A 24116-nucleotide genomic window follows, 5' to 3' on the forward strand; every position below is an offset into this window, starting at 1 on the left:
TGGATGGGCCGCAACCGCGCGGCTGTGGCTAGGGCCTTGAGGCCGGCGGCGCCCGCATGCGCCGGATAAAGCCGAGATCGAGATAGCGCTTCAACCACAGCGCGGCCCGGCCCAGTAGCCAGAACCGGCCGCGCACCGCCAGGCCCCGACCATCGCCCAGATCCATGATCGACAGCCAGCGGGTCTGCGGGTGGTAGGGCCGGGTGGGCCGGTCATCGCCATGGGCCGCCAGGTTGTTGAGCAGAACCGGCGCAGCGCGAACGCCGAAAACGCCTGCAGCCGGCCGCGTGTGGCCCTCGATCACGGCGCAGTCCCCGACGGCGAAGATGGCGGGGTCGCCGATGGCCTGCAGGGTCGGCGTGACCCGCAGCCGCCCCTGTCCGTCCAGCGGCAGTCCGAGTTCGCCGATCAGCGGCGGGGCTGAAAGCCCGGCCGCCAGAACCAGGATGTCACAGGGCTCGAGCGCGCCATCGGCCAGTCGACAGCTGTCGACGGTTCGACCCACGACAAGGCCGGACCGCAAAACGACCCCCCGCTCAACCAGGGCCGCCGACAGCCGAGACAAGGCGGTCGGCGGAAGACCCACCCCGAGGCGGGGCGCGATCACCGTGACCTGGGGCCGACCGTCACCGCGCTCGACCAGGCCGCAGAGGCTTGCGGAGATTTCCAGCGCGCTATGGCCGCCCCCCGCGACCACGATCCGCGGCGAAGCAGCACCCGGCGCCACCTGCGCCTCGATCCGGGCGCGCAAGGTCAACAGCTGCGACAGAGGCTTGACCGGCCAGACCCCGGGGCCGCCGACCAGGCCGTGAGGATCAGCGGCAACACTGCCGATGTTCAGCGACAGGCGATCATAGGTTTCGGTCTTGCCATCGGCCAGGGTCAGGATGCGTGCCGCACGATCGACCGCCACGACGGACTGGGCCAGATGGCGGACGCCGAATGCCGCCGCCAGGGCCGCCATATCGATCTGGGCCTCATCCAGCGCCAGCGCGCCGGAGAGCACGCCGCTGGCCAGCCCCGAATAGTGAAACAGCTCGGGCGCGATCAGGGTCACCGTCAGCCCTGCGGCCCGTAGCTGGGCGGCTTGCCGCACGACGTGCAGATGCGCGTGGCCCGCCCCGACCAGGGTCACCGACCGCGCCGTCATGCGAGCCGCGCCGCAAGAACGCGGAAGGAGACGCCCTGTCGTGGCGCCCGCCTCAGGTTTTCAGTCCTGCCGAAACCCGCGCCAGATAGGTTTCAATGCGCTTGGCGTTGGCGCCCAGATCGCTCAACCCGACGCGCGAGATGGATCGAACATCAATCCTGGAGCCCTGCCCTCCGGGGCCCGAACGCACCCGCACGACGACATCATCCTTGAATCCGAACCAGAAGGTCCCCGCCGTCGCCTCAATCACGCCGGCCTGCGGGTCCTGGGTCACCACAGTCCAGCCCATGCCCTGGGCCACCTTGAGCGCTGCGGTGAAGGCCTTCGTCGGCGCCGCGTCGAACGCGGCCGTCCGCAGCCCCGGATAGGCCTCATGACCGACCTGCCCCAGGCTCTTGCTGCCATATTTGGCGAACCGGGGATCGCGGTAGGGGTCTGCGGCGACCAGGGGCGCCCTCAGGTCCGCCACGGGATTGGCCTCCGCCGCCGTCCGGAGCGACAGCAGGCTCGGGCTCAGAGCCGGCGGATCGGCAATGTCGGTGGCGACGTCGTGTATCGGCGGGATATCGGCCGCCTGGGCCCGTACCCAGCCCAGATAGCCCAGGCCGGTCGCGGGGATGATCAGGGCGACGAGCGCCGCAGCCCATGCGGCCCGGGGACGGCGGATCAAGACCAGGATCAGGGCGACGAGGGCGATCACGGCCGTGGCCAGCAGCAGACGCGGTCCCCACTGTATGATCAGCACGCCAAGCCCGATACGCCAGGACCAAAGGCCAAACTTCACCCCAAGGGCGGAGACCAGGAACCAGACGGGGACCAGCAGGGACAAGGTCAGGGCTATCCCGGCGAATTTCGATCGCGTCAGCATGATGGTTCTCCTGTGTATCGCGACCGTTCCACGAACCTCGCCAGGACGCCAGAGTTCGATTTCCGGACGGTCCGATGAAACCTTTGCACCCATGGGGCCGAATCTGGTCGGTAAACTCGCTCGGCGCTGGGACGATCGGCCCGAAACTGACACAAAGGACGCCATGACGTCGACCGCTTCGCCCTTCGCAACCCATCGCGCCGCCGCCGGGCCCGGCCGCTTCGTGGATCCTCTCGTCACGGCGGACGGATCGCCCCGCGCCCGGGTCGCCCAGACCGCGCTGGAAACCCTGTGGTTCAACACCGGGACCCTGTGCAACATCGCCTGCGTCAATTGCTATATCGAGAGTTCACCGACCAATGACGCCCTGGCCTATCTGAGCCTGGAAGACGTCACCCGTTATCTGCACGAGATTGCCGAGACCGGACTGCCGACCCGCGAGATCGGCTTTACCGGCGGCGAGCCGTTCATGAACCCGGACATCCTGGCCATGCTCGACGCCGCCCTCGGTGCGGGCCATGAGGTTCTGGTCCTGACCAACGCCATGCGCCCGATGCTGCGATGGGGCGCGCGCCTGAGCGATCTGGCGAGGCCGCATCGCGACCGTCTGACCTTTCGCGTCAGCCTCGACCATCACACCCAGGCGGTCCACGACGCCGAGCGCGGGACGGGATCCTGGGACAAGGCCTGGGAGGGTCTGGACTGGCTGCGCGACCAAGGCCTTCGCGTCGCGATCGCCGGTCGTCGACTGGCGCAAGAGAGCGAGCCCGCCGCGCGGCAGGCCTTTGGCGACCTGTTTCGCGCGCGCGGCCTGACCGTCGACGCGGAGGACCGGTCGACCCTGGTGCTGTTTCCCGAGATGGAAGCGGACCGGGCCGTGCCGGAGATCACCGAGGCCTGCTGGCAAATTCTCGACCGGGCGCCCGAACAGATGATGTGCGCCACAAGCCGCATGGTCGTGCGCCGCAAGGACGCGGCCGAGCCCGCCGTCGTCGCCTGCACCCTGACGCCGTACGATCCCCAGTTCGAACTGGGCCAGACCCTGGCGCAGGCCTCCGGCGCCGTTCAGCTCAACCACCCTTTCTGCGCCCAGTTTTGCGTCCTGGGCGGCGCCAGTTGCAGCGCGCCATGACGTCACCTGGCCCTGGGCTGGAGGACCTCTCAGTGATCCTGCCCGTGCTCAATAGCGGCGAACGCCTGGCCCGGACCCTGGTCGACCTGCCCGCAGTGCGCGAGGTGATCGTTGTGGATGGCGGCTCCGTCGATGACACCGTCGCCCGCGCCGCCGCCCATGGCGCGCGGGTCCTTCACTCTGTCCCGGGGCGCGGCCATCAGCTCGCCCTCGGCGCCGAGGCCGCCAGCAGTGCATGGCTGCTGTTCCTGCACGCCGACACCCGACTCGACGCACCCGCCTGGGCGGCTCTGGCGAACCATATCGCCGCCCCCCAGAGCCGGGGATGGGCTGGAGCCTTCCGTTTCAAGCTCGACGACTCCGCCTGGCAGGCCCGGCTGCTGGAATGGGGCGTCAGCCTCAGGGTCGCCCTCCTGGCCCTGCCCTATGGCGACCAGGGCCTTCTGATCCATCGCGAACTCTATGCCGAAGTCGGGGGATTTGCGGCCCTGCCCCTGATGGAGGATGTCGACCTGGCCCGCCGCCTGGGCCGCCACCGTCTTCACCAGCTGCACGGCGCCGCCCTGACCTCCGCCGAGCGCTGGCGTCGCCGCGGCTGGGTCCGCCAGAGCGCCCTGAACCTGCGCTGCCTAGCGCTTTATTTCCTGGGCGTCGCCCCGGCCCGGATCGCGGCGCTCTATGGCCGCTGATCCAACCCAGCAGCATCTGGTGCTGTTTACCCGGCAGCCGCGCTACGGTGTGGGAAAGCGCAGGCTCGCCGCAGATGTCGGCAACCTGGAGGCTGTACGGTTCGCTCGTGCGGCTCTGGCGCGCCTGCGTCGCACCCTGGGCCGCGACCCGCGGTGGACCCTGTGGATGGCCGTTTCGCCGGACCGGCCGACGGACTGGGCCGCGCCGGCGCGCGTGATCGCCCAGGGACCGGGCCATCTGGGCGAGAAGCTGGAACGGGTCATCCGCGCCCTGCCGCGCGGACCGGTGGTCATCCTCGGCGCCGACACCCCGACCGTGACACGTCAGGACGTGGCCAGGGCCTTCGCTGCGCTCGGCGCCCACGACGCCGTCTTCGGCCCGGCCCGCGATGGCGGCTATTGGTTGATCGGCCTTCGCCGTCGGCCACGGATGCATCTGCCGTTTGAGGGCGTCCGCTGGTCGACCCATCACGCCCTGGCCGACACCCTCGCCAACATGGAGGCCCGCCCGGTCGCCCTGCTAAGGCTGCAGGAGGACGTCGATGACGGGGCGTCGCTTCGACGCTATCTCAGCCAATCGCGCTGGGGCTGAACCGTCTCGGGCAGATCCCCGCCAGCTTGCCTGCCAGCACCGGATCCCATGTCGCCGGATCGGTAACGACGGCATAGTCCAGGCCTGTGTCGATCGGTGAGGCCGTGCGGGTCTGCGGCAGACCGCGCGCCAGTTCGGTCAGCATCCGGCGCGCCGCCTCGGCATTGGCCTTCATGGTGGCCAGGATCCCGGCGACCTCGACATGGGCCGTATCGGCCCGCCAGCAGTCATAGTCGGTGACCATGCAAACGCTGGCATAGGGCAGCTCCGCCTCACGGGCCAGGCGAGCCTCGGGCATCGCCGTCATGCCGACGACGGAACATCCCCAGGCGCGGTAGAGCTCACTTTCAGCGCGGGTCGAGAACTGCGGGCCTTCGATGGCGACATAGACGCCGCCCTCGACCGTCACGGCCCCTGCCGCGCGCGCTGCGTTCGCGGCTGCAGACGACAGGCTCGGACAGACCGGATCGGCCATCGACACGTGGGCGACGAGCCCCGGACCGAAGAAGGAGGCGGGCCGCGCGACGGTCCGGTCGATGAACTGATCGACCACGACGAAGGTCCCGGGCGGCAGCTCTTCCCGCAGCGAGCCGACCGCCGAAACCGAGACAAGGTCGGTACAGCCCGCCCGCTTCAGAACATCGATATTGGCGCGGGCATTGATCGCGCCCGGCGGAATGCGATGGCCCTGGCCGTGGCGCGGCAGGAAGACCAGGCGAACCCCTTCAAGGGTTCCGGTAACCAGATCGTCGGATGGCGCGCCCCACGGCGACTCCAGACGGAGGGTCTGCCGATCCGACAACCCGTCCAGATCGTACAGGCCCGAACCGCCCATGACGCCGATCACCCAGTCCTTCATGCCGTTCCTCTCTAAGCCCAGGCTCCCTTGATACGTCATCCGGGCGCGATGGGACAGGCTGGCCTTGCAAGCCCAAGGGGCATTGTCAGCCCAACTCCCGGGCCACAGCCCCGGCCGAAAAGCTGCTGCTGCCGACCCGGGCAACCGCTTCTCGTTTGCAGATCTCCGGAAAGACCCGACGCTTCACGCTCAACAAATGCGCCTCTCCAGCTCCGAAAAACTAGCATGGGTGTCCAATGGAACGAGGGAGGATCATGGCCCACGAGCCATGAGGCGACTGCTCGACCGCCTGCAGCGCCTGTCCGGTTCAGGTCTTGCGAGCTTCGGCGCCCAAGAACACCACCCTGGCGCCCTTCAGGACCGCCGCGCCCAGTTCGGCGGCGTCCCAGTTGGTCAGGCGCACACAGCCGTGCGAGGCGCGCTTGTTGACCAGCCTGGGGTCGGGCGTGCCGTGGATGCCGTAGGTGTCCTTGGTCAGGTCGATCCAGGTCGAGCCGACCGGGTTGTTGGGCCCGGCCTTGATGGTCAGCTTGCCCTTGGGCTTGCCGAAGGTCAGGCGCGTGGGGTCATAGGTATAGGTCGGCCGGGGCGCGACGGTGTTGACCGCCCACTCGCCGGTCGGGGCCGGGCGCTCGGTGCTGCCGACCGTGGCGGGATAGACCGCCAGCAGGACGGACTGGTCATCGAAGGCGCGGACCTGCCCCCGGGCCTTGTCGATCTCGATGCGCGCCACCTTGCCGGCCAGCTTGTCAGGACCGACGGCCGCGACGACGATGGACGTCCCGGCCGCCGTGAAATCGACGCCGGGATTGAGGGCGCGCAGCAAGGCCTCGTCCATGTGGAAGCGTTCGGCCAGGGCCTCGACCACGTCGCCGAACGACAGGGCCGGCAACCTGGCCATGGCTTCATAGTCACCCTTGGGGATGTTGGGCTGGAAGGGACCGGCGACATCCTCGGCGGTGACGACATAGTCGGTCATCACCGGTCCGCCATCGCCGGCGACCAGAGCGTCGAACGAGACCTTGTCCAGCTTGCCATTGGCCGGCAGGCCCCTGGCGGCCTGGAAGGCCTCCAGGGCCAGGGTGACATTGGTCCCGGGCCGTCCGTCGATCACGCCGGGCGACAGATGGGCGCGGTCCAGCAGGACCTGGGCGCGGATCATCGCTGTCTTCAGGCCCTCCGGATCGACCACGGCGGGATCAAAGGTCGCCGCATCGATGACCTGAGCCTGGGGCGAACTGGAGGTTGCCACGGCCACGTCTGCGGGCGGAGCGGCGACCACGGGCACGGTGCTCTGGGCGGTCGCCGGTGACGGCGGCGCGACGGGCGATCCAGCCGGAGGTTCCGCAACAGGGTCCGAGCACGCAGCCAGGGCGAAGATGCCGCCAAACGCCAGGGCGACGGGACGCGGATCAAAGGGCATGTTGGAAACTCCAGACGGAACGACTGCCGGTCTGAAGTCTTCAGTCATGGCGAAGTTCCAGCACGCTTGGGGAGAACCGGTTGAAGCTGCTGCGCTCCCTGACCTGGATCTTCGGCCTGCTCACCCTGGCGGTCGCCGCGTTCGTCGTCTGGGTCGTCTGGCCTGGCGATGACCCCGTTCCATCGCCGCTGGTGACCGATCAGCCGCCTCCGTGGGAACAGCAGGCCGCGACGCAATACATCCCCTCGGTCGATCCGCCCGCTTCCGCTCCCGACGTTCAGCCCGACGAGGACTGCGAGTCCCGCCGGGCCCCGGCCGGTGCGCGCGGCGCCAACACGGCCTCGCTGAGCCGCATGATCTGGTATCCGTTCGGCCGGCCGGAGGTTGGCTGGGAGATCTATGCGCCCCGCATCGCGGCCGAGATCCACACACGCTGCGCGCCCTCCACCCCGGGTTTCGCTGCGGCCCTGGCGGTCTGGCAACGCGCCAACGGACTGCAACCGTCCGGAATCCTGGACGCGACCACCTTCCAGCCGATGCTCCGCGGCTGGCACCTGGAGCGACCATTCGCTCGGATCAACGCCCAGGGGATGTGTCCCGGCGCGCCGCCGCTTTCGGCCCTGGAAACCGCGCGCGCCGGGGAAAGCTATGGCGGCAAGACGATCCAGCTGCGCCCCGGGGCGCTGGACGCCTACCGCCAGATGGTCAGCCAGGCCAGGGCGGCCGGCGTGGTCCCTCGCCCCGAGATCCTGACCATCTTCTCCGGCTACCGCGATCCAGCCGCCGACGCCGAGCGCTGCGCGCGGGACAACAATTGCCAGGGCCTGGTGCGCTCCATCTGCTCGGCCCATCGCACCGGCCTGGCCATGGACATCTACATCGCCACCGCCCCGGGCTTTGGCCCCGACAGCTCGGCCGACGACAATCGCCGGGCCATGGCCCGCTCGGACGTGTTCCAGTGGATGATCGTCAACGCCGGACGCTTTGGCTTCGTCAACTATCCCTACGAGCCCTGGCACTGGGAATGGACGGGTGAGCCCTTGCTGCCGGGCGTGCCGATCAAGAGCTTGCCGCAGGCCGGATCGACCCCGGTGGATCCCCCCCCTGTGCCGGGGCCGTTGCGTCTTCCGCGCTAGGGAACCGGTTTCGCTGTCGCGCGCTAATCTTGCAGGTTCGAGACCTATCCCCTCCCCCCCCTCGATCCCCCCTTGTACCGCGCCCGCATGCGCGGCCAATTCTCTCCAGCCCCTTGCGCCTCGCGCATCGGGCTGGAGCTTTTCTTCCCCCTCACCTTGAAGCCTCTCTCTCCCCAGGCAGCGCCCATGCTATGCGCGTGGCCGTATTCCTTGAGAGCCTCGCCGTGAACGCCCCTCGCCCGCCCGTGATCTTCATCGACGCCGACGCCTGCCCGGTGAAGGACGAGATCTACAAGGTCGCCGCGCGCTACGGGCTGAAGACCTTCGTGGTCTCCAACAGCTGGATCCGTGTGCCCCTGACGCCGGCGGTCGAGCAGGTGGTGGTCGACGCCGGCCCCGACATCGCCGACGACTGGATCGCCGAACGCGCCCAGCCCGGCGACGTCGCCGTGACCAACGACATTCCCCTGGCCGACCGGGTGCTGAAGGCCGGCGCCGCGGCGCTCGCGCCCAATGGCCGGATCTTCACGCCGGACATGATCGGCTCGGCCCTGGCCTCGCGCTCGATCGGCGAGCACCTGCGCTCGATGGGCGAGATCACCGGCGGCCCCAAGGCCTTTGGCCCCAATGATCGCAGCAAGTTCCTGCAGGCCCTCGACACCGTGGTGGTCAAGGCCACGCGAGGGCGGCGATGATCGAGATCACCAGCTGGCTGCGCATCGACGACGACGAGATCATCGAGAAGGCGACCCGCGCCTCGGGTCCCGGCGGCCAGCACGTCAACAAGACCTCGACCGCCATCGAGCTGCGCTTTGATGTGCGGGGCTCCCCCACCCTGCCGGAAGACGTGAAGGCGCGGCTGGAGACGCTGGGTGGCAGCCGCATGACCCTGGACGGCGTGCTGGTGCTGTTCGCCCAAGGCAGCCGCTCGCAGGAAATGAACCGCCAGGAAGCGCGCGAGCGGCTGATCGACCTGATCAAACGCGCAACGGAAAAGCCCAAGCCTCGCCGCCCGACCAAGCCGACCTATTCCAGCAAGCTCAAGCGGCTGGAGACCAAGGGCAAGCGGGCGGGGATCAAGACGCTGCGGGGCAAGCCCAGGGGCGAAGACTAAACCGTCAGCGGCTCGGCGCGCTGGTTGAAGCCCAGGACATCCTGCTTCCACTCAGGCTCTTCGATCAGTCCACCCAGCATCTTCTTGAGGTAGCCCGTCATCGTGACCTGCTCCTCGGCGGTCAGCTCGCTGCAGACCTCGGCGTTGAGCGGGCGAATGTCGGCGCGAATGCGGGTGAGCAGAGCGTCGCCGGCGGCGGTCAGGCTGACCACTACGATGCGGCGGTCCGTCGGCGAGGCCTTGCGCTCGACAAGGCCGTCGCGGATCAGGCCGTCGATCGAGCGCGTCAGGGTGGTGCGGTCGCTGGCCGAAAGCTTGGCCAGGCGGGTCATGGAGCATTCTCCAAAGCGCCGCAGGGCGACCATGGCGATCCATTTTGGAAAGGTCAGGCCGTGCCGCGCGATGCAGTCGGAGGCCAGAGAGCGGCGGTGTTGCTCGGTCTGATAAAGCAGATAGCTGAGATAGCTTGGCAGCGGCACGACGTACTCTTCCCCGGTGTCCTGAACCCGCATTTCGTCCCCCCGGTCGTGCGTGGGCGCTTTCATGTCACGAGGCCCTGGCCGGCGCAACCGAGGTCAGACCACCGCGACGTAAAATTGAGCGCGATCGCACCAGTCCCCTCTCTGGCGCGCGTATTGGGCGCAAAAGAAACCCCGCGAGAGGGGCTCGCGGGGTCAAGGCAGGGTGGAGTCGTTCAGGGAAGTTCGAGGATCTCAGGGATCGTCAGGCGTTGGCGACAGCCCGGTTGCGGGCCCGGCCACGGCTGAGCCAGTCGTCGGGATAGGTCTCGCGCACGGTGATCGACTTGAACTGGCTGACGGGGATGCGCGCTGCATCGCCAGGGTTAAGATCGCGCGACACCGAATGGCCGGCGAACTCTTCAATGATCGTGATCACCTGGCTGCTGCCGGCGGTGTTTTCGATGAGGACCATGTTCATGGGAATCTACTCAAGGCAGGCGGTGAAGATTTGAATGGGGGTGGATCGGCCTCAGCCGAGGCGCTGCTGGATCCGTTTTTCCGGGACGCCCTGGCGGCTCCACGTCTCGATCTCGCCGGCAGACTGGAAACGACGGAAGGCGCCCCGGGCGTGCTGGTCGCAATAGGAAGCGCGCTTGGGCTTCTCGCGGCCGCAGAAGCCGAAATCGTTCTGGTCGGGATTGCCGATCGGCCACCGGCAGGAATGGATTTCGAGGCCGAGGATACCAGAGGTCGGCTCCAGGTCGACGATGATCGGCGCAGCGCGGATGACCGGGATGCGAGCCGGCGCTATCGCGTTCGCCTGACGGGTCCTGACCGGGATGCGGCTAGGCGAGCGGGCCGACGAGGCGCGTGGGCGAAGGGGCGTCTCGCGAGCCGTGATGCCCAAGCGGTGCACCTTGCCGATCACGGCGCTGCGGCTGACGCCGCCCAGCTGTCGGGCCACCTGGCTGGCGCTCATGCCTTCCAGCCACAGCTTCTTCAAAACCGCAGTCCGCTCTTCGTTCCAGTCCATCTTGATTTTCCCAACCCAAGGCGGGGCAGCCCCCCCGCCTCTTTTCGGTAGGATCATGGTTAACGGCCGTCAAATATTTATGTGCAGACCCACGGTTCGCGAATTCACCTTTCGTGAGTGGAATCATGATCGTACCAACAATTGTCGCAGGCCCCCCGTCTGAACCGTGGCGGAAGCTTGACGGCATAACGTCGTTACACGAGAAATTGTGGCTCAGAACCTAGGCTGTAATTGAATGTGGCGCGGCGTCGCATAGTTTGCGTCCAAGTGTCGCTCGAGGATTTTCATGCGCGTCTTTCACTCCGCCGCCATCGCGGCGCTCTGCGTCATTCTGACAGCCTGTTCCAAGGATGACGACAAGACGCAGAGCGCGTCTGAGGTCGCACCCGCTGTCGCCGCCGGCCCGAACGAGGCTGAAAAGGTCGCCTTGTTGGCCACGCTTCCCGCCCCCTACAACACGGGTGACCTGGCCAATGGTCAGCGCAAGTTCGCACTCTGCCGCTCTTGCCACACCATCGCCGAGGGCGGCCCGTCCCTGACCGGCCCCAACCTGTACGGGGTGTTTGGCCGCCAGGCCGGCGCTGTCGCCGACTACGCCTATTCTCCGGCGGTCAAGGCCGCCGGCTTCGTCTGGGACGGCGAGCATCTCGACAAGTGGCTGGCCGATCCGCGCGGCTTCCTCCCGGGAACCAAGATGTCGTTTGCGGGCCTCAAGGATCCCAAGGATCGCATCGATCTGATCGCCTATCTGAAGGTCGAGACGGGCTTCAAGCCTGCGTCCTGATGATTGAGGCCGAGGCGCTGCTGACCCGGCTCTTCGAAGCCTTCAATCGCCACGACTTCCCGGCGGTCGCGGCCGGGTTGTGCGACGATGTCGACTGGCCCGATCAGACCCGGGGCGGCCGGCTGTTGGGCCATGCGGCGGTGCGCGACTATTGGGATTCCAACAGCCAGTTCATTCACGTGGAGGTGACGCCCATCGCTTTCGCGATCGAGGATGACGGCCGGGTGCGGGTCGATGTCAACCAGGTGGTGCGCGGTGCGACGGGCAGCCTGTGGTCCGACATTCAGCTGCGGCAGTACTACACGCTGCGCGATGGCCAGGTTTCGCGCATGGATATCGAACACCTGGACCGACCGCCCCCGCGTCCTGACACCCTCGCAAACCCGCAAGCTGAAGCTCAATCGCGCCCTCGACGGCGGATGGAGGGCGCCCTGCCCCGCCGAATGGACGGCCACAAGGACGGGGTTGCCGCAGACGCTTCAGTGGAAGCCCTGCTGAGCGAACTCTACAACGCGATCGACCGTCGGGACATCGACGCGGTCATAGCGCTCTTCGAGCCGGACGCTCGCATCCCCGACGGTCTGGAAAGCGAAACCCTGGTGGGACATGACCAGATCCGGGCCTACTATCTGCGCCAGTTCGCGCTGATCCATGTCAGCCTGTCGCTGCTCTCTACCCGCCAGATGCCCGATGGCCGGGTCGAGGCCTGTCTGCACGTGCAGGTGCGCGGCGCACAAGGCGGGCCTTGGGGGGAAGGCCAGATCCAGGCGACCTACCGCATGGGCGCGGGCAGGATCAGCGAAATGGTCGTCAATTCGACGGCCGGACTCTGAGATGCGCCACGAGCGATCCCTGCTGGCCAAGGCCTATGAAGCCTACAATGCGCGAAATCCCCTGGCGCTGGGGGCGTTACTGCATGCAGACGCCGCGTGGCCAAACAGCCTGGAAGGCGGGGTCCTGCAGGGCCGCGCGGCTGTTGTCGACTACTTTGCCCGGCAGTTCGACCTGATGCAGTTGGACGCCCGCCAAGTGACCGTCCGCGAAGAGCCGCCGGCCAGGATCGTGCTCGACATCCAGTACGCGGTCCGAAGCCGCGACGGCCAGCTGTGGTCCGACACGCGCGCGGTGCTGGCCTACGACTTCGCCGACGGCCTGATCCGGCGCATGACGATCCTGGACGGCCTTTAGGCCAGCAGGTCCGCGCAGGCGTCGAGCACGGCGTCCGCGTCCAGGCGATACCTGGCATAGAGGTCGGGCAGATCACCGGACTGGCCGAAGGTCTCCAGCCCCAGCGCCCGCACCCGCTGACCGCGCACTGAACCCAGCCACGACAGCGCCAGGGGTGATCCGTCCGTCAGGGTGACCAGGCCGGCGTCGCGGTCGAGCGTCGACAGCAGCGTCTCGATGGTCGAGGGCCCCAGGGTGTCCTGGGCGCCCTCCCCCGTCCAGCGCACACGTCCCGCGCGCGTCCATTCGCGGTGCAGGACGTCGGCCGAGGTCACGGCCAGCAGGCCGGCCTCGGGCATGTCTTCCGATAGAGCCTCGAACGCCGCCATGGCCTCGGGCGCCAGGGCGCCGCTGAAGACCAGGGCCAGCCGCGCGCCGGGCGCAGGCGGCCTCAGCCAGTAGGCGCCGTCGATCGTTCCCTGCCGCCAGGCGTCATCCGCCCGCTCGGGCTGGGCGATCACCCGGGTCGACAGCCGCAGATAGGTCGAGGCGCCGTCGGGGTCCTGAATGCGTTCAAAGGCGCGGGCCATCAGGACGGCCGTCTCGTCGGCATAGGCCGGTTCGTAGGTGTCGAGACCCGGCTGGGCCATGCCGATCACTGGCCCGTTGATCGACTGGTGCGCGCCGCCCTCCGGCGCCAGGGTCAGGCCGCTGGGGGTGGCGACCAGCAGAAAGCGGGCGTCCTGGTAGCAGGCATAGTTCAGCGCATCGAGACCGCGCGCGATAAATGGATCGTACAGTGTGCCGACCGGGAACAGGCGTTCGCCAAACAGCGGCGCGGTCAGGCCCAGGGCCGCCAGGACGATGAACAGGTTGTTCTCGGCGATGCCCAGCTCAATGTGCTGCCCCGTCTCGACCATCGACCACACCTGGGCCGAAGGGATGCGCCGGCGCTTGAAGACGTCCTCGTGCGCGCGGCGATGGAAGACGCCGCGTCGGTTGACGAACCCGCCCAGATTGGTCGAGACGGTGACGTCGGGCGAGGTGGTCACCACCCGGCCCGAGAACTCGTCGCTGCGGCGCGAAATCTCGAACATCACCTTGCCGAACGCCGCCTGGGTGGATTGTTCGCCACCTCCGGCGACGGCCTCCAGCAGTTCGTCGGCGCTGGGTGTCGGGATGGCCGGCGCCACGTGCTGACGCTGAACATCGGCAGCGAAGGGCGCGCGGGCGATCAGGCCCTTGAGGGCCGTACGCTCGGCGCTGGACAGGCCCGACAGCGGATCCCACTCCTCGCCCTCCACCACGCCCAGCCGCTGGCGAAGCTCTGCGATCTGGGTCGGGGTCATCAGGCCCGAATGGTTGTCCTTGTGGCCCTGGAACGGCAGGCGCAGGCCCTTGACGGTATAGGCGATGAAAAAGCGCGGGGCGTCGTCGTGGCTGGCGCGCTCGAAGGCCTCCAGCAGCGTCTCCAGGCAATGGCCGCCCAGCTCGGTCATCAACTCGGCAAGATCGATATCCTTGTAGGACGCGATCAGGGCCAGGGTGTCGGCATGGTCGGCCAGGTCAGCGTTCAAGCGCTCGCGCCAGGCCGCGCCGCCCTGATAGGTCAGGGCCGAATAGAGATCGTTGGGAGCCGTCTCGATCCAGGTGCGCAGCGCCTCGCCGCCCGGCCTGGAAAAGGCATCGCGCTGGCGCCGGGACCATTTCAGCGTCTCGACCGTCCAGCCGGCGGCCTCGAAGATCTCGCCATAGCGGGTGAACATCCGGTCCTGGGTGGTCGCGTCCAGGCTCTGGCGATTGTAGTCGACGATCCACCAGGTGTTGCGGACGTCGTGCTTGCAGGCCTCGATGAGGGCCTCGTAGATGTTGCCCTCGTCCAGCTCTGCGTCGCCCAGCAGCGAGATCATCCGGCCCATGGCCTCGGGCTTCACCGCCCCGCGCGCCGCCAGATAGTCCTGGGCCAGCGAGGCGAAGGCGGTCATGGCCACGCCCAGACCCACCGAGCCGGTGGAGAAGTCGACATCGTCGACATCCTTGGTGCGCGACGGATAGGACTGCGCGCCGCCCAGCGAACGGAAACGCTTGAGGTTGTCCAGGCTCTGGCGGCCAAACAGGTGCTGGATGGCGTGGAACACCGGGCTGGCATGCGGCTTGACCGCCACCCGGTCCTGCGGCCGCAGCGCCTTCATGTACAGCGCCGTCATCAGGGTGGTCATCGAGGCGCAGGAGGCCTGATGTCCGCCGACCTTCAGGCCGTCGCGGCTCTCGCGCAGGTGGTTGGCGTTGTGGATCGTCCACGAAGCCAGCCAGAGAATGCGTTCCTCGATGCGGCGAAGGAGCGCAATCTCCTGCCGCTTCGCGGTCATTGAGCCGTCAGGCATGCTTCCTCACCGGTTTATGCCGGTGAGGATTGCCCCTCACCGCTTTGTTCCCGGGCTTCATAGTCCTCGATCTGCCGCGCCGTCCACTCCGGAGACTTCGTGAAGCGAGCCAGCAGGTTGTAGAACACCGGCACCACGAACAGGGTCAGCAGGGTGGCGAAGATCGCGCCCATAAAGATCACGGCGCCGATGGTCTGGCGGCTGCCGGCGCCCGCGCCGGTCCACAGCACCAGCGGCAGGGCGCCCATGGCGGTGGCGATCGAGGTCATGATGATCGGCCTCAGGCGCAGGACGGCGGCTTCGATCACCGCCTCCTTCACTTTCAGGCCCTCGTCGCGCAGCTGGTTGGCGAACTCGACGATCAGAATGCCGTTCTTGGCCGCGATGCCGACCAGGATGATCAGGCCGATCTGGCTGTAGGTGTTGACGGTCGAGCCGGTCATCAGCAGGCCAAACAGCCCGCCCAGGACCGCCAGCGGCACGGTCATCATGATGACCGCCGGGTGGATCCAGCTTTCGAACTGCGCGGCCAGCACCAGGAAGACCAGCAACAGGGCCAGACCGAAGGCGACGCCGACAGCGCCTGAGGCTTCCAGATAGTCCTTGGCCTGGCCGCCCCACTTGACGCTGACTCCAGGCGTTGGCCGGGAAGCGGCCTCCTCCTGCAGGAACTTCACCGCGTCTTCGACGGTATAGCCCGGCGCCAGCTGCGCAGTCAGGGTGACGGAGCGCAGGCGGTCGACGCGTGGGCGGTCGGGCGTGTCACCGCGAAGCTGGGTGGTGACCACGGTCGACAGCGGCACCAGGGTTCCCGACTGGGTGCGCACCTGCAGTTGGTCCAGGTCGGCGACGCTGCGGCGCTGCTCCAGGGTGGACTGCAGGATGACGTCGTATTCCTGGCCGTTCTTGATGTAGGTCGTGGCGCGCCGCGAGCCGAACATGGTCTCCAGCGCCCGGCCGATGGACTGGGCCGAGATGCCCAGGCTGGCGGCCTTGTCGCGGTCGATCTGCACCGACAGTCGCGGCGAGGTCGGCTCATAGTCGATGCGCGGACGCGACAGGCCCGGATTGTCCTGGGCAGCCTCCAGCATGGGCTTGAGCCAGTTGGCCAGCTCCACATAGTCGTTGCCGACCGCGATCAGGTCGACGTTCGTCCCGCCGCCACCGCCGCCGCCGCGCTGGAAGGCGCCGCGCACGCTGGCCACGGCGCGCACGCCGGTGATCTTGCTCAGGGTCTTGTTGAGTTCGGCGGCGACCTCGTCAGCCGTCTTGTCGCGCTCGCCCCAGTCCTTGAGCACCAACACGCCATTGCCGGTGTTGAACTGGCTCTGGCCAAAGCGCGGGACCGAGATGATGGTCCGGTCGGCGACGCCGTCGGCGCGGTACTTTTCAAGCTGGCGCTCGACCTCGTTGGCGGCCTTGACGGTGTAGTCGAAGCCCGCGCCCTCTGGGCCGTTGATGTTGATATCGACGCGGCCGCGATCCTCAGCGGGCACCATCTCCTTGGGCAGCATCACGAAGAGGCCGCCGGCGGCCGCCGCCAGAACGATGACCACGGCCCCTGTCGCCCAGCTGGCGGCGCGAGCGGCCAGAAGACCTTCCAGCGAGTGGCGATAGCTGTCCTTCAGCCTGTCCATCGCCCAGTCGACCTTGCGGGCCAGCCAACCGCCGGTACCCGCCGGACGCAGCAGCTTGGAGGCCAGCATCGGCGACAGGGTGAAGGCCAGCAGGGCCGAGAACGCCACGGCCGCCGCGATGGCCACGGCCAGCTCGACGAACAGGCGGCCCGTATAGCCGGGCAGGAACATCAGCGGCGCAAAGACCGAGATCAGCACGACCGTCGTGGCGACCACCGCGAAGAACACCTGGCGCGTGCCGCGCAGGGCGGCCACGGGCGCGGGTTCGCCCTCATCAACCCGGCGCTGGATGTTCTCGACCACGACGATGGCGTCATCGACCACCAGGCCGACGGCCAGCACCAGAGCCAGCAGGGTCAGAAGATTGAGCGAAAAGCCCAGCGGCGCCAGGACGATGAAGGTCGACAGAATGCAGATCGGCGCGATGATCGACGGGATCAGCGCCGCCCGCCAGCTGCCCAGGAACAGCAGGTTGACCAGGGCCACCAGGCCGATCGAGATGCCCATGGTGACCCACACCTCGTGGATCGCCTCGGCGGTGAAGACCGAGTTGTCGACGGCCTTGATGAGTTGCGTGCCAGGGGGCAGCGTCTTGTTGATCTCCGCGATCTCGGCGTCGACCACCTTGGAGATGGCGACGTCATTGGCCTGCGACTGGCGGGTCAGGAAGATGCCGACCTGGTTGACCGTATTGCCGCGGAAGATCTTCCGGCGCTCGTTGGAGCCCTCTTCCACCCGCGCCACGTCGCCAAGCCTGACGACGAAACCACTGGCGTTGGCCGCCCGAAGCGGCAGTTTGAGGAAGTCCTCCGGCTTGGAATAGCTGCGGGTCACCCGGATGGTGAAGTCCTTGCTGTCGCTCTCCAGCGACCCGGCGGGCAGTTCGACGTTCTGGCTGTTGAGGGCGTTCTCGACGTCGTCGACGGTCACGCCGCGGGCGGCCATGGCGTCGGGATTGAGCCAGATGCGCATGGCGTACAGCTGGCCGTTCAGGCCGGCCTGGGCCACGCCGGGCACGGTCGACATCCGCTCGACCAGATAGCGGTCGGCATAGTCGGCCAGCTCCAGCGGCGACAGGCTGGTCGAGGTCAGGTTCAGAATGATGATCGGCGAGCTGTCGGCCGTGGCCTTGGCGATCTGCGGCGGATCGGCCTGGTCGGGCAGGTTGGCCGACACCCGGCTGACGGCGTCGCGCACGTCGTTGGCGGCGTCGTCCAGATCGCGGTCGAGCGTGAAGGTGATGCTGATCTGCGAACGGCCATCGCGCGACGACGAATTGACCCGGTCGATGCCCTGAATGCCCGAGACCTGGCGCTCGATCACCTGGGTGATGCGCTCCTCGATCACTTCAGCCGAGGCGCCGCGATAGGCGGTCGAGACCGACACCACCGGCGGATCGACATTGGGCAGTTCACGGATCGGCAAACCCGTGAAGGCGGCCAGGCCGATGACGCAGAGGAGGATCGCCGCAACGGCGGCGAAGACCGGGCGGCGGACGGAAAGATCCGAGATCATCAGTTCGCCTTGCGACCAGCGTCGCCGGCGCCGGCGCCGGGCTTCTTGCCACCTTGACCGCCGCCGATCGACGCGCCGTCCTGCACGCGGTTGAGGCCATCGGCCACGATCTTGTCGCCCGGCTTCACGCCCGAGGAGATCTCGACGAAACCGCCGGAGGCCAGACCGGTCTCGACATTGGTGCGACGCGCCACCTGGCCCTTGGGGCCCTTGACGATCAGGAACACCGAAGCCTGGGTGCCTTCGAACTGAACGGCGGCCTCGGGCACGGCGGGCGCGGTGCGCAGGCCTTGGTCGATGGACACCTTGACCAGCATGCCCGGCTTCAGGCGACCGCCCGGATTGGGGAACTCGGCGCGGGCCTTTACGGCGCGGGTGGTGGGATCGATCCGCGTGTCGATCTGGGCGATACGGCCCTGGAAGGTCTCACCCGGCAGGGCGTCAGGCCGCGCCGAGATCGGCAGGCCTTGGCGCAGGGTGGTCAGATAGCGGTCAGGCACCGAGAAATCGACGCGGATCACCGAAACATCGTCCAGGCTGACAATGGCCGTGCCGGGGCTGATCAGGGTGCCGGGCGCGACATCCGAAATGCCGACGCGACCCGAGAACGGCGCACGGATCACGCGGTCCAGCTTCTGGGCCTGAGCCGAGGCGACACCGGCGCGGGCCGTCTCGACGGCGGACAGATACTGCTCGGCGGTGGCGCGCGGCGCGACGCCGCGATCGGCCAGGGTCTTCCAGCGCTGATAGTCGCGCTCGGCCTGGGCCAGGCGCACCTTGGCCTCGGCGATGCCCGCGTCCTCGCTGGCCGACTTCAGATCAACCAGCACCTGGCCGCGCGACACGGCCTGGCCATCGACAAAGTGCACGGCCGTGATCATTTCGGCGGTATTGGAAGTGATCGTCACCGACTGCAGGCCCTTGGCCACGCCAAGGACCTCAATGCGGTCGGTGAAGGCCTTGGACGACACGACAGTCTGGGAGACAGTCGTGGCCCGCCCGCCGCCAGGACCACCCTGGCCGGCCGCCTTTTGCCCGAACGCCAGCTTCATGCCCCCGACAACGAGCATGAGAACCACGGCGGCCAGCGCCGCGAGAAGGAAGAAGTGCCTGCGGATCAAGGAACGGACTCCAGGCGCCGAAGAGAGTCGGCGACGGCGACAAGGTGCGGGGACATATGCCGTCCCCCTAAACCCACGTCCAGTGACAGCAGGATGACGGACCATTTCAGTCCTGCAACACTCAGAATCCGCGCCAGATCCCCAGCACAGCGCCTCGATCGCGGGCGATCTCCTGCCCCGCGAGGGTTTGCCGCCATCCGGCCTGCACGCGCCAGGGGCCAAAGTCGCGAACGACCGACAGCTCGGCCTTGATCCATCGGGATCTGCGGGGACTCGGCTCCGCCTCACCGGCATAGGTCTGGGCCATCACCAGCCAGTTGCGCGTTGGCCGAAAGCCCAGGGTCGCGTCCATCCGGGTCTCGTCGGCCAGGCCTGATCGCCGCAAACGGGCCAGTTGCAGATCCGAAAAGATTTCTCCCCTGCGGGTCGTCACAGAGCGTCCCAGAAGCAGCCGCGCCTCCAGATCCACCTCGCCCTGCCCCGGCGCCGCATAGCCGGCATTGCGGCCGACGCCAGGCTCGGCCGCGCCAACATAGATCGCCGCGACGGTTCGGGGTCGCTTGAGCACCGCGTAACGCAACCCGAGCTCGAGCGGACCGCGGCCTTCATAGCGCACGAACGGGTCGCGGCCCCGCGTCAGCCCGGCCTTGGCCTGCAAGGTCAGGCGATCGGTCACGCCATGCTCGACGAACACCGAGGCCGTCTCGTCCTCGCGCCACCCCAGATCGCGCACCGCGCCATCGGCGTCGAAGACCTGGTCGGCCGATTGCCGTTCGACCTTGGCGATCACCTGGGTCTGACCTTTCGACATCGGCCATGCCCCGGCCATGGCTTCGCCGCCTGTCAGGCAAAGAAAAGCCGCCGTGATCGCCAGGATCACGGCGGCTGAGCTTCGTCGATAACGGATTGTCAGTCGGCGTAGCCGGGCGACTCCCGATCCAGCTTGCGCAGGCAACCCGGCCAGGCCAGGCCCGCGATCATGCCGAGCCCGCCGCCCGTCTGGCTGCGCACCTCGGCCTGAGCGTGCTCCGGCGCCATCAGGACGTTGTCGCGTCCGGCCGAGAGGGCCATCACCTGCTGACTGCACGCGCGCTCCAGGAAGAACATCCCCATCCAGCACTCGGCCGCGGTCGAACCTGCCGACAAGGTGCCGTGGTTCCGAAGCATCATCAGCTTCTTGTCGCCGAGATCGGCCACCAGCCGCTCCCGCTCGTCAAGATTGAGCGCAATACCTTCATAGTCGTGATAGGCGAGTTGAGGCAAGACGATAAGCGCCTGTTGCGCCAGCGGCAGCAGACCTTCCTTGTGGGTCGAGACCGCGACGCCCTGATCGGTATGCAGGTGCATGACGTAGTGGGCGTCTTCGCGGGCCGCGTGGACGGCCGAGTGGATGGTGAAGCCCGCCGGATTGATGAAGTACGAGGTCTTGTCGATGACGTTGCCGTCCAGATCGACCTTGACCAGCGCCGAGGCGGTCATCTCGCCGAAGAACACGCCATAGGGGTTGATCAGGAAGTGATGCTCCGGCCCCGGAATGCGGGCCGAGATGTGCGTAAAGATCATGTCGTCCCAGCCGTGCACGGCGACAAGCCGATACAGGGCGGCCAGATCAACGCGCGCCTGCCACTCGGCGTCGCTGACCTTGCCCCTGAGGGACGTGCTGATGGACGTGGCTCCGTCGGCCATGGGAGGCCTCCCTAGGTTATCATTGTTGAGTTGAAGGTCGCGCCGGGGACGCCCAGCGTCAAGTACGCGTCTTCACGGAAGCCAGGACTTGCCAGCCGTCTCCGCACGCCCGACGGTCAGCAGGAAGACGGTCTGCGGGGAATCGTCGGGCGGGAGACCTTTCAAACATGCTGACCCTTCTGGGCGTGGCGGTGATCGTCGTGGGCTTCGCCCTGCGCTTCAACCCGCTGCTGGTGGTCGTCGCCGCCGCTCTGACCGCCGGACTGGCCTCGGGTCTCGGCCCGCTTGAGGTGCTGGCCGCCTTCGGCAAGGCCTTCAACACCAACCGCTATGTCAGCATCGCCTGGCTGGTCCTGCCGGCCATCGGCGTGCTGGAGCGGTCTGGCCTGCAGGAGCGCGCCCGCATGACGATCCAGGGCCTGAAGGGGGCCAGCGCCGGCAAGCTTCTGCTGACCTATCTGGCCCTGCGCCAGATCACCGCCGCCCTGGGCCTGACCCATGTCGCCGGCCATGCCCAGACCGTCCGCCCCCTGGTCGCGCCGATGGCCGAGGCCGCCGCCGAAAACGAGGGCCCCGTCGACGAGGCCTCCCGCGAGCGGATCAAGGCCATGAGCGCCGCCACCGACAATATCGGCCTGTTCTTTGGCGAGGACATCTTCATGGCCATCGGATCGATCCTGCTGATCGTCGGCTTCCTCGATCAGAGCGGCATCACGGTCGAACCGCTGCACCTGTCGGTCTGGGCCATTCCCACGGCCATCGCCGCCTTCCTGGTGCATGGCGCGCGGCTGTTGCTGTTTGACCGCAAGCTCGGGGCGACCAGGACAGGAGCTGACGCATGATCGGCCTGCCGCTGGTCTATCTGGTCGCCGGCGCCATGTTCGCCGCCTTCGCCTTGCTGAGCGCCGGCGACAGGACCAACGCCAGGCGCTGGGGCAATGCCGCGTTCTGGGCCCTGGTCTCGGTCAGCTTTCTGCTGGGCGACTATCTGGGCGACCTGGGCAACGGGTTCCTGGTGCTGGGCCTGGCCCTGCTGGCGGGAACGGGTCAGCTGGGCGTCGGCGCGCCGACCACCACAGCGCCGGAAGAGCGTCAGGCCCTGGCCGAAAAGCTGGGCGCCCGACTTTTCCTGCCGGCGCTTGTCATCCCGCTGATCACCCTGATCGGCACGTTCGCCTTCAAGGCCATGACCCTGAACGGCGCGCCGCTGGTCGAGGCCAAGCACGCAACCCTGATTTCGCTGGCCCTGGCCGCGATCGTGGCCGCCATCCTGGCCCAGGCCCTCTTCAAGCAGCCGCCCTCCTCGCCCCTGCAGGAAGGTCGCCGCCTGATGGATCTGGTGGGCTGGGCGGCGCTGCTGCCGCAGATGCTGGCGGCGCTGGGCGCGGTGTTCGCCCTGGCCGGCGTGGGCCAGACCATCGGCGAACTGGCCGTGGCCTGGACGCCGGTCGACAGCCGCTTCGCCGTCGTCGCCGCCTATTGCCTGGGCATGGCCGGTTTCACCATCCTAATGGGCAACGCCTTTGCGGCCTTTCCGGTGATGACCGCCGGCATCGCCCTGCCCCTGGTGATCGGCCGGTTCGGCGGAGACCCGGCCGTGGTCTGCGCCATCGGCATGTTGTCGGGCTTCTGTGGCACCCTGCTGACGCCGCTGGCCGCCAACTTCAACCTTGTGCCGGCGGCCCTGTTGCAATTGAAGGACCGGTACGGCGTGATCCGCGCCCAGGCGCCGACCGCCTTCCTTATGCTGGTCATCAACATGGTCCTGATGAATGTCCTCGCCTTCAGGGTCTAGCGCCCCCAGTCCTGTCCCTCCGAGTCCGGCCCGCCCAAGCCTTGCCCAATCCACGGCGTCGCGGTTTGCGAAGATCGCCCTGGGCCACATCGCGCGCGAATATCCCAACAAGCTGGACCATGTGCTGGCCGGCGACGCCGACGCCCGCACGCCCCGCGACCTGCACCCGATCTTCTTTGGCAGTTTCGACTGGCACTCCTGCGTCCACGGCTACTGGCTCTTGGCCACCCTGCTGCGCGCCCGCCCCGAAATGGCAGAGGCCGAGACGATCATCGCCCTGTTCGACGACGCCTTCACCGAGGAGAAGGTCGCCGCCGAGATCGCCTATCTGGCCCGCCCCGAAAGCCGGGGCTTCGAGCGGCCCTATGGCTGGGCGTGGAGTCTGATGCTGCAGGCCGAACTGATGCGGCACGGCGACCGTCCCTGGGCCGCCCGCCATGCCCCGCTGGCCAGCATGTTCTTGGAGCGGTTCGAGGCCTTCCTGCCGCTGGCCGACTATCCGGTCCGCGCGGGCCTTCACACCAACACGGCCTTCGCCCTGGTCCTGGCCTCGGAATATGCCGACATGACGGGCAACACCGTCTTCCGCCAGCTCCTGACGACCAAGGCGATAATCTGGTACGGCCAAGACGCCGCCTGTCAGGCCTGGGAACCCTCGGGCGATGATTTTCTCTCGCCGGCCCTGATCGAGGCCGAGGCCATGCGCCGGCTGCTGCCGCGCGAAACCTTCGAGATCTGGTTCGTGCGTTTCCTGCCCGACCTGGCCGCCAGGCAGCCCGTGACCCTGTTCACGCCGGCCCGGGTCAGCGATCGCACCGACGGCAAGATCGCCCATCTCGATGGCCTGAACCTGTCGCGCGCCTGGTGCTGGCGCACCCTGGCCGGGGCCTTGCCGGAGCTCGATCCAGCCAAGCCGCTGGTCATCAACGCCGCCATGGCCCACCTGGCGGCCGCCGTACCGCACGTGGCCGGCGACTATATGGGCGAGCACTGGCTGGCGACCTTCGCGATGCTGGCCCTGACCAACGGCTAAACAGTCTCTCCGGGACCCCAATCCGGCAGCGGTTCGCGCGAATTTACAGTGTTTGACTTTTGTCGCTGGGCGACTGGCGTTAACGCTACCATGCAAATCTTGGACAAGCTCAGGGATTGGCGCCCCATTTACAGTAAGATCGAGTGCCTCCATGCGGTGCGATACCATCAGCGAAGACGCCAAAGCCTACCAACGGATCGAAGTGATCGAGGCGTCCACCGGCTGGGTGGTCTCGAAAGAAGGCCGCACCATGGGCCGGTTTGAAGACGTTGAAGCCGCCTACAAGAACGCCCTGGCGATCTGCGACGCACTGTTCGACGCGGGCGTGCGCGCTTGCGTCAGGCAGTCTGCACCCCTGCACGCCTGAGGCCGACAGGCAGCCGCCGCACCGCACGTCGCCGGCGACCAAATGGGCGAGCATCGGCTGGCGACCTTCACGATGCTGGCCCTGACCACCGGATAGGTCGCGCCCTCCAAACCCCTGCGACGCCGGCGATCCGGGCCGAGGCCAGGGCTCTGTTAACGCCCTCATTTTGA

At 67.7% G+C, this 24116-nt stretch carries 25 protein-coding genes; 13 read left to right on the forward strand and 12 right to left on the reverse strand.

The features are described from left to right. Positions 1–28 precede the first annotated feature (28 nt). Together ACW176_RS17700 and ACW176_RS17705 are read right to left on the reverse strand one after the other, a co-directional pair. The gene (locus ACW176_RS17700; protein WP_492110068.1) at positions 29–1150 is read right to left on the reverse strand and encodes an NAD(P)/FAD-dependent oxidoreductase; all 1122 of its coding nucleotides are present in this window, start codon (positions 1148–1150) and stop codon (positions 29–31) included. A gap of 52 nt (positions 1151–1202) precedes the next feature. Continuing rightward, positions 1203–2018, reverse strand: coding sequence for a DUF1499 domain-containing protein (locus ACW176_RS17705; RefSeq protein ID WP_492110069.1), 816 nt, complete (start codon positions 2016–2018; stop codon positions 1203–1205). 163 nt (positions 2019–2181) lie between these two features. Here ACW176_RS17705 and ACW176_RS17710 point away from each other — a divergent pair, with 163 nt between their 5' ends. From ACW176_RS17710 to ACW176_RS17720, 3 genes are read left to right on the forward strand one after another with little or no spacing between them, the layout of a single operon-like run. Continuing rightward, positions 2182–3150: a radical SAM protein gene (locus tag ACW176_RS17710; RefSeq protein WP_492110070.1), complete on the forward strand. Its 969-nt coding sequence runs from the start codon at positions 2182–2184 to the stop codon at positions 3148–3150. After that, a complete protein-coding gene (locus ACW176_RS17715) occupies positions 3147–3839 on the forward strand; it encodes a TIGR04283 family arsenosugar biosynthesis glycosyltransferase (protein WP_492110071.1) in 693 nt (230 codons plus the stop codon). The genes ACW176_RS17710 and ACW176_RS17715 overlap by 4 nt, the downstream gene beginning before the upstream one ends. Continuing rightward, positions 3829–4431 carry a TIGR04282 family arsenosugar biosynthesis glycosyltransferase gene (locus ACW176_RS17720; RefSeq protein ID WP_492110072.1) on the forward strand — a complete coding sequence of 201 codons (603 nt, stop codon included), beginning with the start codon at positions 3829–3831 and terminating at the stop codon, positions 4429–4431. Before ACW176_RS17715 ends, ACW176_RS17720 begins: the two co-directional genes overlap by 11 nt. Here ACW176_RS17720 and mtnP read toward each other — a convergent pair. Both mtnP and ACW176_RS17730 read right to left on the reverse strand, forming a co-directional pair. Beyond that, positions 4409–5290 carry an S-methyl-5'-thioadenosine phosphorylase gene (mtnP, locus tag ACW176_RS17725; RefSeq protein WP_492110073.1) on the reverse strand — a complete coding sequence of 294 codons (882 nt, stop codon included), beginning with the start codon at positions 5288–5290 and terminating at the stop codon, positions 4409–4411. The two genes, ACW176_RS17720 and mtnP, sit on opposite strands and share 23 nt — an antisense overlap. Positions 5291–5597: 307 nt before the next feature. Next, complete coding sequence (locus ACW176_RS17730; RefSeq protein WP_492110074.1) at positions 5598–6713, reverse strand: L,D-transpeptidase family protein; 1116 nt, start codon at positions 6711–6713, stop codon at positions 5598–5600. 80 nt (positions 6714–6793) lie between these two features. Here ACW176_RS17730 and ACW176_RS17735 point away from each other — a divergent pair, with 80 nt between their 5' ends. The 3 genes from ACW176_RS17735 to arfB all read left to right on the forward strand — a co-directional run bounded on the left by ACW176_RS17735 (position 6794) and on the right by arfB (position 8963). After that, positions 6794–7849 (forward strand): D-alanyl-D-alanine carboxypeptidase family protein, encoded by a 1056-nt coding sequence (locus ACW176_RS17735; protein ID WP_492110075.1) that lies wholly within the window; start codon positions 6794–6796, stop codon positions 7847–7849. A 245-nt stretch (positions 7850–8094) separates the two neighbouring features. Next, positions 8095–8544, forward strand: coding sequence for a YaiI/YqxD family protein (locus ACW176_RS17740; RefSeq protein ID WP_419255861.1), 450 nt, complete (start codon positions 8095–8097; stop codon positions 8542–8544). Beyond that, the gene (gene arfB, locus ACW176_RS17745; protein ID WP_492110076.1) at positions 8541–8963 is read left to right on the forward strand and encodes an alternative ribosome rescue aminoacyl-tRNA hydrolase ArfB; all 423 of its coding nucleotides are present in this window, start codon (positions 8541–8543) and stop codon (positions 8961–8963) included. Before ACW176_RS17740 ends, arfB begins: the two co-directional genes overlap by 4 nt. Here the strand turns inward: arfB and ACW176_RS17750 are convergent. The 3 genes from ACW176_RS17750 to ACW176_RS17760 all read right to left on the reverse strand — a co-directional run bounded on the left by ACW176_RS17750 (position 8960) and on the right by ACW176_RS17760 (position 10457). Next, positions 8960–9508: a MarR family winged helix-turn-helix transcriptional regulator gene (locus ACW176_RS17750; protein WP_492110077.1), complete on the reverse strand. Its 549-nt coding sequence runs from the start codon at positions 9506–9508 to the stop codon at positions 8960–8962. The genes arfB and ACW176_RS17750 overlap by 4 nt on opposite strands. Before the next feature lie 178 nt (positions 9509–9686). Beyond that, positions 9687–9902 (reverse strand): hypothetical protein, encoded by a 216-nt coding sequence (locus ACW176_RS17755; protein WP_419251642.1) that lies wholly within the window; start codon positions 9900–9902, stop codon positions 9687–9689. Between the two features lie 51 nt (positions 9903–9953). Then, entirely contained in the window at positions 9954–10457 is a 504-nt protein-coding gene (locus ACW176_RS17760) for a GcrA family cell cycle regulator (RefSeq protein WP_419321192.1), read from the reverse strand. 286 nt (positions 10458–10743) lie between these two features. Here ACW176_RS17760 and ACW176_RS17765 point away from each other — a divergent pair, with 286 nt between their 5' ends. From ACW176_RS17765 to ACW176_RS17775, 3 genes are read left to right on the forward strand one after another with little or no spacing between them, the layout of a single operon-like run. After that, a complete protein-coding gene (locus ACW176_RS17765) occupies positions 10744–11241 on the forward strand; it encodes a c-type cytochrome (protein ID WP_419321191.1) in 498 nt (165 codons plus the stop codon). Next, complete coding sequence (locus tag ACW176_RS17770; protein WP_492110078.1) at positions 11241–12074, forward strand: nuclear transport factor 2 family protein; 834 nt, start codon at positions 11241–11243, stop codon at positions 12072–12074. The genes ACW176_RS17765 and ACW176_RS17770 overlap by 1 nt, the downstream gene beginning before the upstream one ends. Before the next feature lies 1 nt (position 12075). After that, on the forward strand, positions 12076–12429 hold the full coding sequence (locus tag ACW176_RS17775) for a nuclear transport factor 2 family protein (protein WP_419321189.1): 354 nt from the start codon (positions 12076–12078) through the stop codon (positions 12427–12429). Here ACW176_RS17775 and ACW176_RS17780 read toward each other — a convergent pair. The 5 genes from ACW176_RS17780 to ACW176_RS17800 form a co-directional block, all read right to left on the reverse strand. Next, positions 12426–14792 (reverse strand): thiamine pyrophosphate-binding protein, encoded by a 2367-nt coding sequence (locus ACW176_RS17780; protein ID WP_492110079.1) that lies wholly within the window; start codon positions 14790–14792, stop codon positions 12426–12428. The two genes, ACW176_RS17775 and ACW176_RS17780, sit on opposite strands and share 4 nt — an antisense overlap. A gap of 14 nt (positions 14793–14806) precedes the next feature. After that, positions 14807–17944, reverse strand: a complete 3138-nt coding sequence (locus ACW176_RS17785; protein WP_492110080.1) for an efflux RND transporter permease subunit — start codon at positions 17942–17944, stop codon at positions 14807–14809. Continuing rightward, positions 17944–19065, reverse strand: a complete 1122-nt coding sequence (locus ACW176_RS17790) for an efflux RND transporter periplasmic adaptor subunit (protein WP_492110081.1) — start codon at positions 19063–19065, stop codon at positions 17944–17946. The genes ACW176_RS17785 and ACW176_RS17790 overlap by 1 nt, the downstream gene beginning before the upstream one ends. A gap of 121 nt (positions 19066–19186) precedes the next feature. Then, positions 19187–19945: a hypothetical protein gene (locus ACW176_RS17795; RefSeq protein ID WP_492110082.1), complete on the reverse strand. Its 759-nt coding sequence runs from the start codon at positions 19943–19945 to the stop codon at positions 19187–19189. A 29-nt stretch (positions 19946–19974) separates the two neighbouring features. Next, entirely contained in the window at positions 19975–20751 is a 777-nt protein-coding gene (locus tag ACW176_RS17800) for a class II aldolase/adducin family protein (RefSeq protein ID WP_419321184.1), read from the reverse strand. 167 nt (positions 20752–20918) lie between these two features. On the opposite strand from ACW176_RS17800, the gene ACW176_RS17805 reads away from it, so the two are divergent. The 4 genes from ACW176_RS17805 to ACW176_RS17820 all read left to right on the forward strand — a co-directional run bounded on the left by ACW176_RS17805 (position 20919) and on the right by ACW176_RS17820 (position 23946). Continuing rightward, positions 20919–21593, forward strand: coding sequence for a DUF969 domain-containing protein (locus tag ACW176_RS17805; RefSeq protein ID WP_492110083.1), 675 nt, complete (start codon positions 20919–20921; stop codon positions 21591–21593). Beyond that, a complete protein-coding gene (locus ACW176_RS17810; RefSeq protein WP_492110084.1) occupies positions 21590–22546 on the forward strand; it encodes a DUF979 domain-containing protein in 957 nt (318 codons plus the stop codon). Before ACW176_RS17805 ends, ACW176_RS17810 begins: the two co-directional genes overlap by 4 nt. Beyond that, a complete protein-coding gene (locus tag ACW176_RS17815) occupies positions 22524–23579 on the forward strand; it encodes a DUF2891 domain-containing protein (RefSeq protein ID WP_492110085.1) in 1056 nt (351 codons plus the stop codon). Before ACW176_RS17810 ends, ACW176_RS17815 begins: the two co-directional genes overlap by 23 nt. A gap of 151 nt (positions 23580–23730) precedes the next feature. Beyond that, complete coding sequence (locus tag ACW176_RS17820; RefSeq protein ID WP_492110086.1) at positions 23731–23946, forward strand: hypothetical protein; 216 nt, start codon at positions 23731–23733, stop codon at positions 23944–23946. The last annotated feature ends 170 nt before the right edge of the window (positions 23947–24116 follow it).

The sequence above is a fragment of the Caulobacter sp. FV1ye13L genome (assembly GCF_058681155.1).

Bases quoted from the DNA above. Each gene is read 5' to 3' on its own strand.
- ACW176_RS17700 (WP_492110068.1), bottom strand. From the start codon at position 1,150: ATGACGGCGCGGTCGGTGACCCTGGTCGGGGCGGGCCACGCGCATCTG.
- ACW176_RS17705 (WP_492110069.1), bottom strand. From the start codon at position 2,018: ATGCTGACGCGATCGAAATTCGCCGGGATAGCCCTGACCTTGTCCCTG.
- ACW176_RS17710 (WP_492110070.1), top strand. From the start codon at position 2,182: ATGACGTCGACCGCTTCGCCCTTCGCAACCCATCGCGCCGCCGCCGGG.
- ACW176_RS17715 (WP_492110071.1), top strand. From the start codon at position 3,147: ATGACGTCACCTGGCCCTGGGCTGGAGGACCTCTCAGTGATCCTGCCC.
- ACW176_RS17720 (WP_492110072.1), top strand. From the start codon at position 3,829: ATGGCCGCTGATCCAACCCAGCAGCATCTGGTGCTGTTTACCCGGCAG.
- mtnP (WP_492110073.1), bottom strand. From the start codon at position 5,290: ATGAAGGACTGGGTGATCGGCGTCATGGGCGGTTCGGGCCTGTACGAT.
- ACW176_RS17730 (WP_492110074.1), bottom strand. From the start codon at position 6,713: ATGCCCTTTGATCCGCGTCCCGTCGCCCTGGCGTTTGGCGGCATCTTC.
- arfB (WP_492110076.1), top strand. From the start codon at position 8,541: ATGATCGAGATCACCAGCTGGCTGCGCATCGACGACGACGAGATCATC.
- ACW176_RS17750 (WP_492110077.1), bottom strand. From the start codon at position 9,508: ATGAAAGCGCCCACGCACGACCGGGGGGACGAAATGCGGGTTCAGGAC.
- ACW176_RS17755 (WP_419251642.1), bottom strand. From the start codon at position 9,902: ATGAACATGGTCCTCATCGAAAACACCGCCGGCAGCAGCCAGGTGATC.
- ACW176_RS17760 (WP_419321192.1), bottom strand. From the start codon at position 10,457: ATGGACTGGAACGAAGAGCGGACTGCGGTTTTGAAGAAGCTGTGGCTG.
- ACW176_RS17765 (WP_419321191.1), top strand. From the start codon at position 10,744: ATGCGCGTCTTTCACTCCGCCGCCATCGCGGCGCTCTGCGTCATTCTG.
- ACW176_RS17770 (WP_492110078.1), top strand. From the start codon at position 11,241: ATGATTGAGGCCGAGGCGCTGCTGACCCGGCTCTTCGAAGCCTTCAAT.
- ACW176_RS17775 (WP_419321189.1), top strand. From the start codon at position 12,076: ATGCGCCACGAGCGATCCCTGCTGGCCAAGGCCTATGAAGCCTACAAT.
- ACW176_RS17780 (WP_492110079.1), bottom strand. From the start codon at position 14,792: ATGCCTGACGGCTCAATGACCGCGAAGCGGCAGGAGATTGCGCTCCTT.
- ACW176_RS17785 (WP_492110080.1), bottom strand. From the start codon at position 17,944: ATGATCTCGGATCTTTCCGTCCGCCGCCCGGTCTTCGCCGCCGTTGCG.
- ACW176_RS17800 (WP_419321184.1), bottom strand. From the start codon at position 20,751: ATGGCCGACGGAGCCACGTCCATCAGCACGTCCCTCAGGGGCAAGGTC.
- ACW176_RS17805 (WP_492110083.1), top strand. From the start codon at position 20,919: ATGCTGACCCTTCTGGGCGTGGCGGTGATCGTCGTGGGCTTCGCCCTG.
- ACW176_RS17810 (WP_492110084.1), top strand. From the start codon at position 21,590: ATGATCGGCCTGCCGCTGGTCTATCTGGTCGCCGGCGCCATGTTCGCC.
- ACW176_RS17815 (WP_492110085.1), top strand. From the start codon at position 22,524: ATGTCCTCGCCTTCAGGGTCTAGCGCCCCCAGTCCTGTCCCTCCGAGT.
- ACW176_RS17820 (WP_492110086.1), top strand. From the start codon at position 23,731: ATGCGGTGCGATACCATCAGCGAAGACGCCAAAGCCTACCAACGGATC.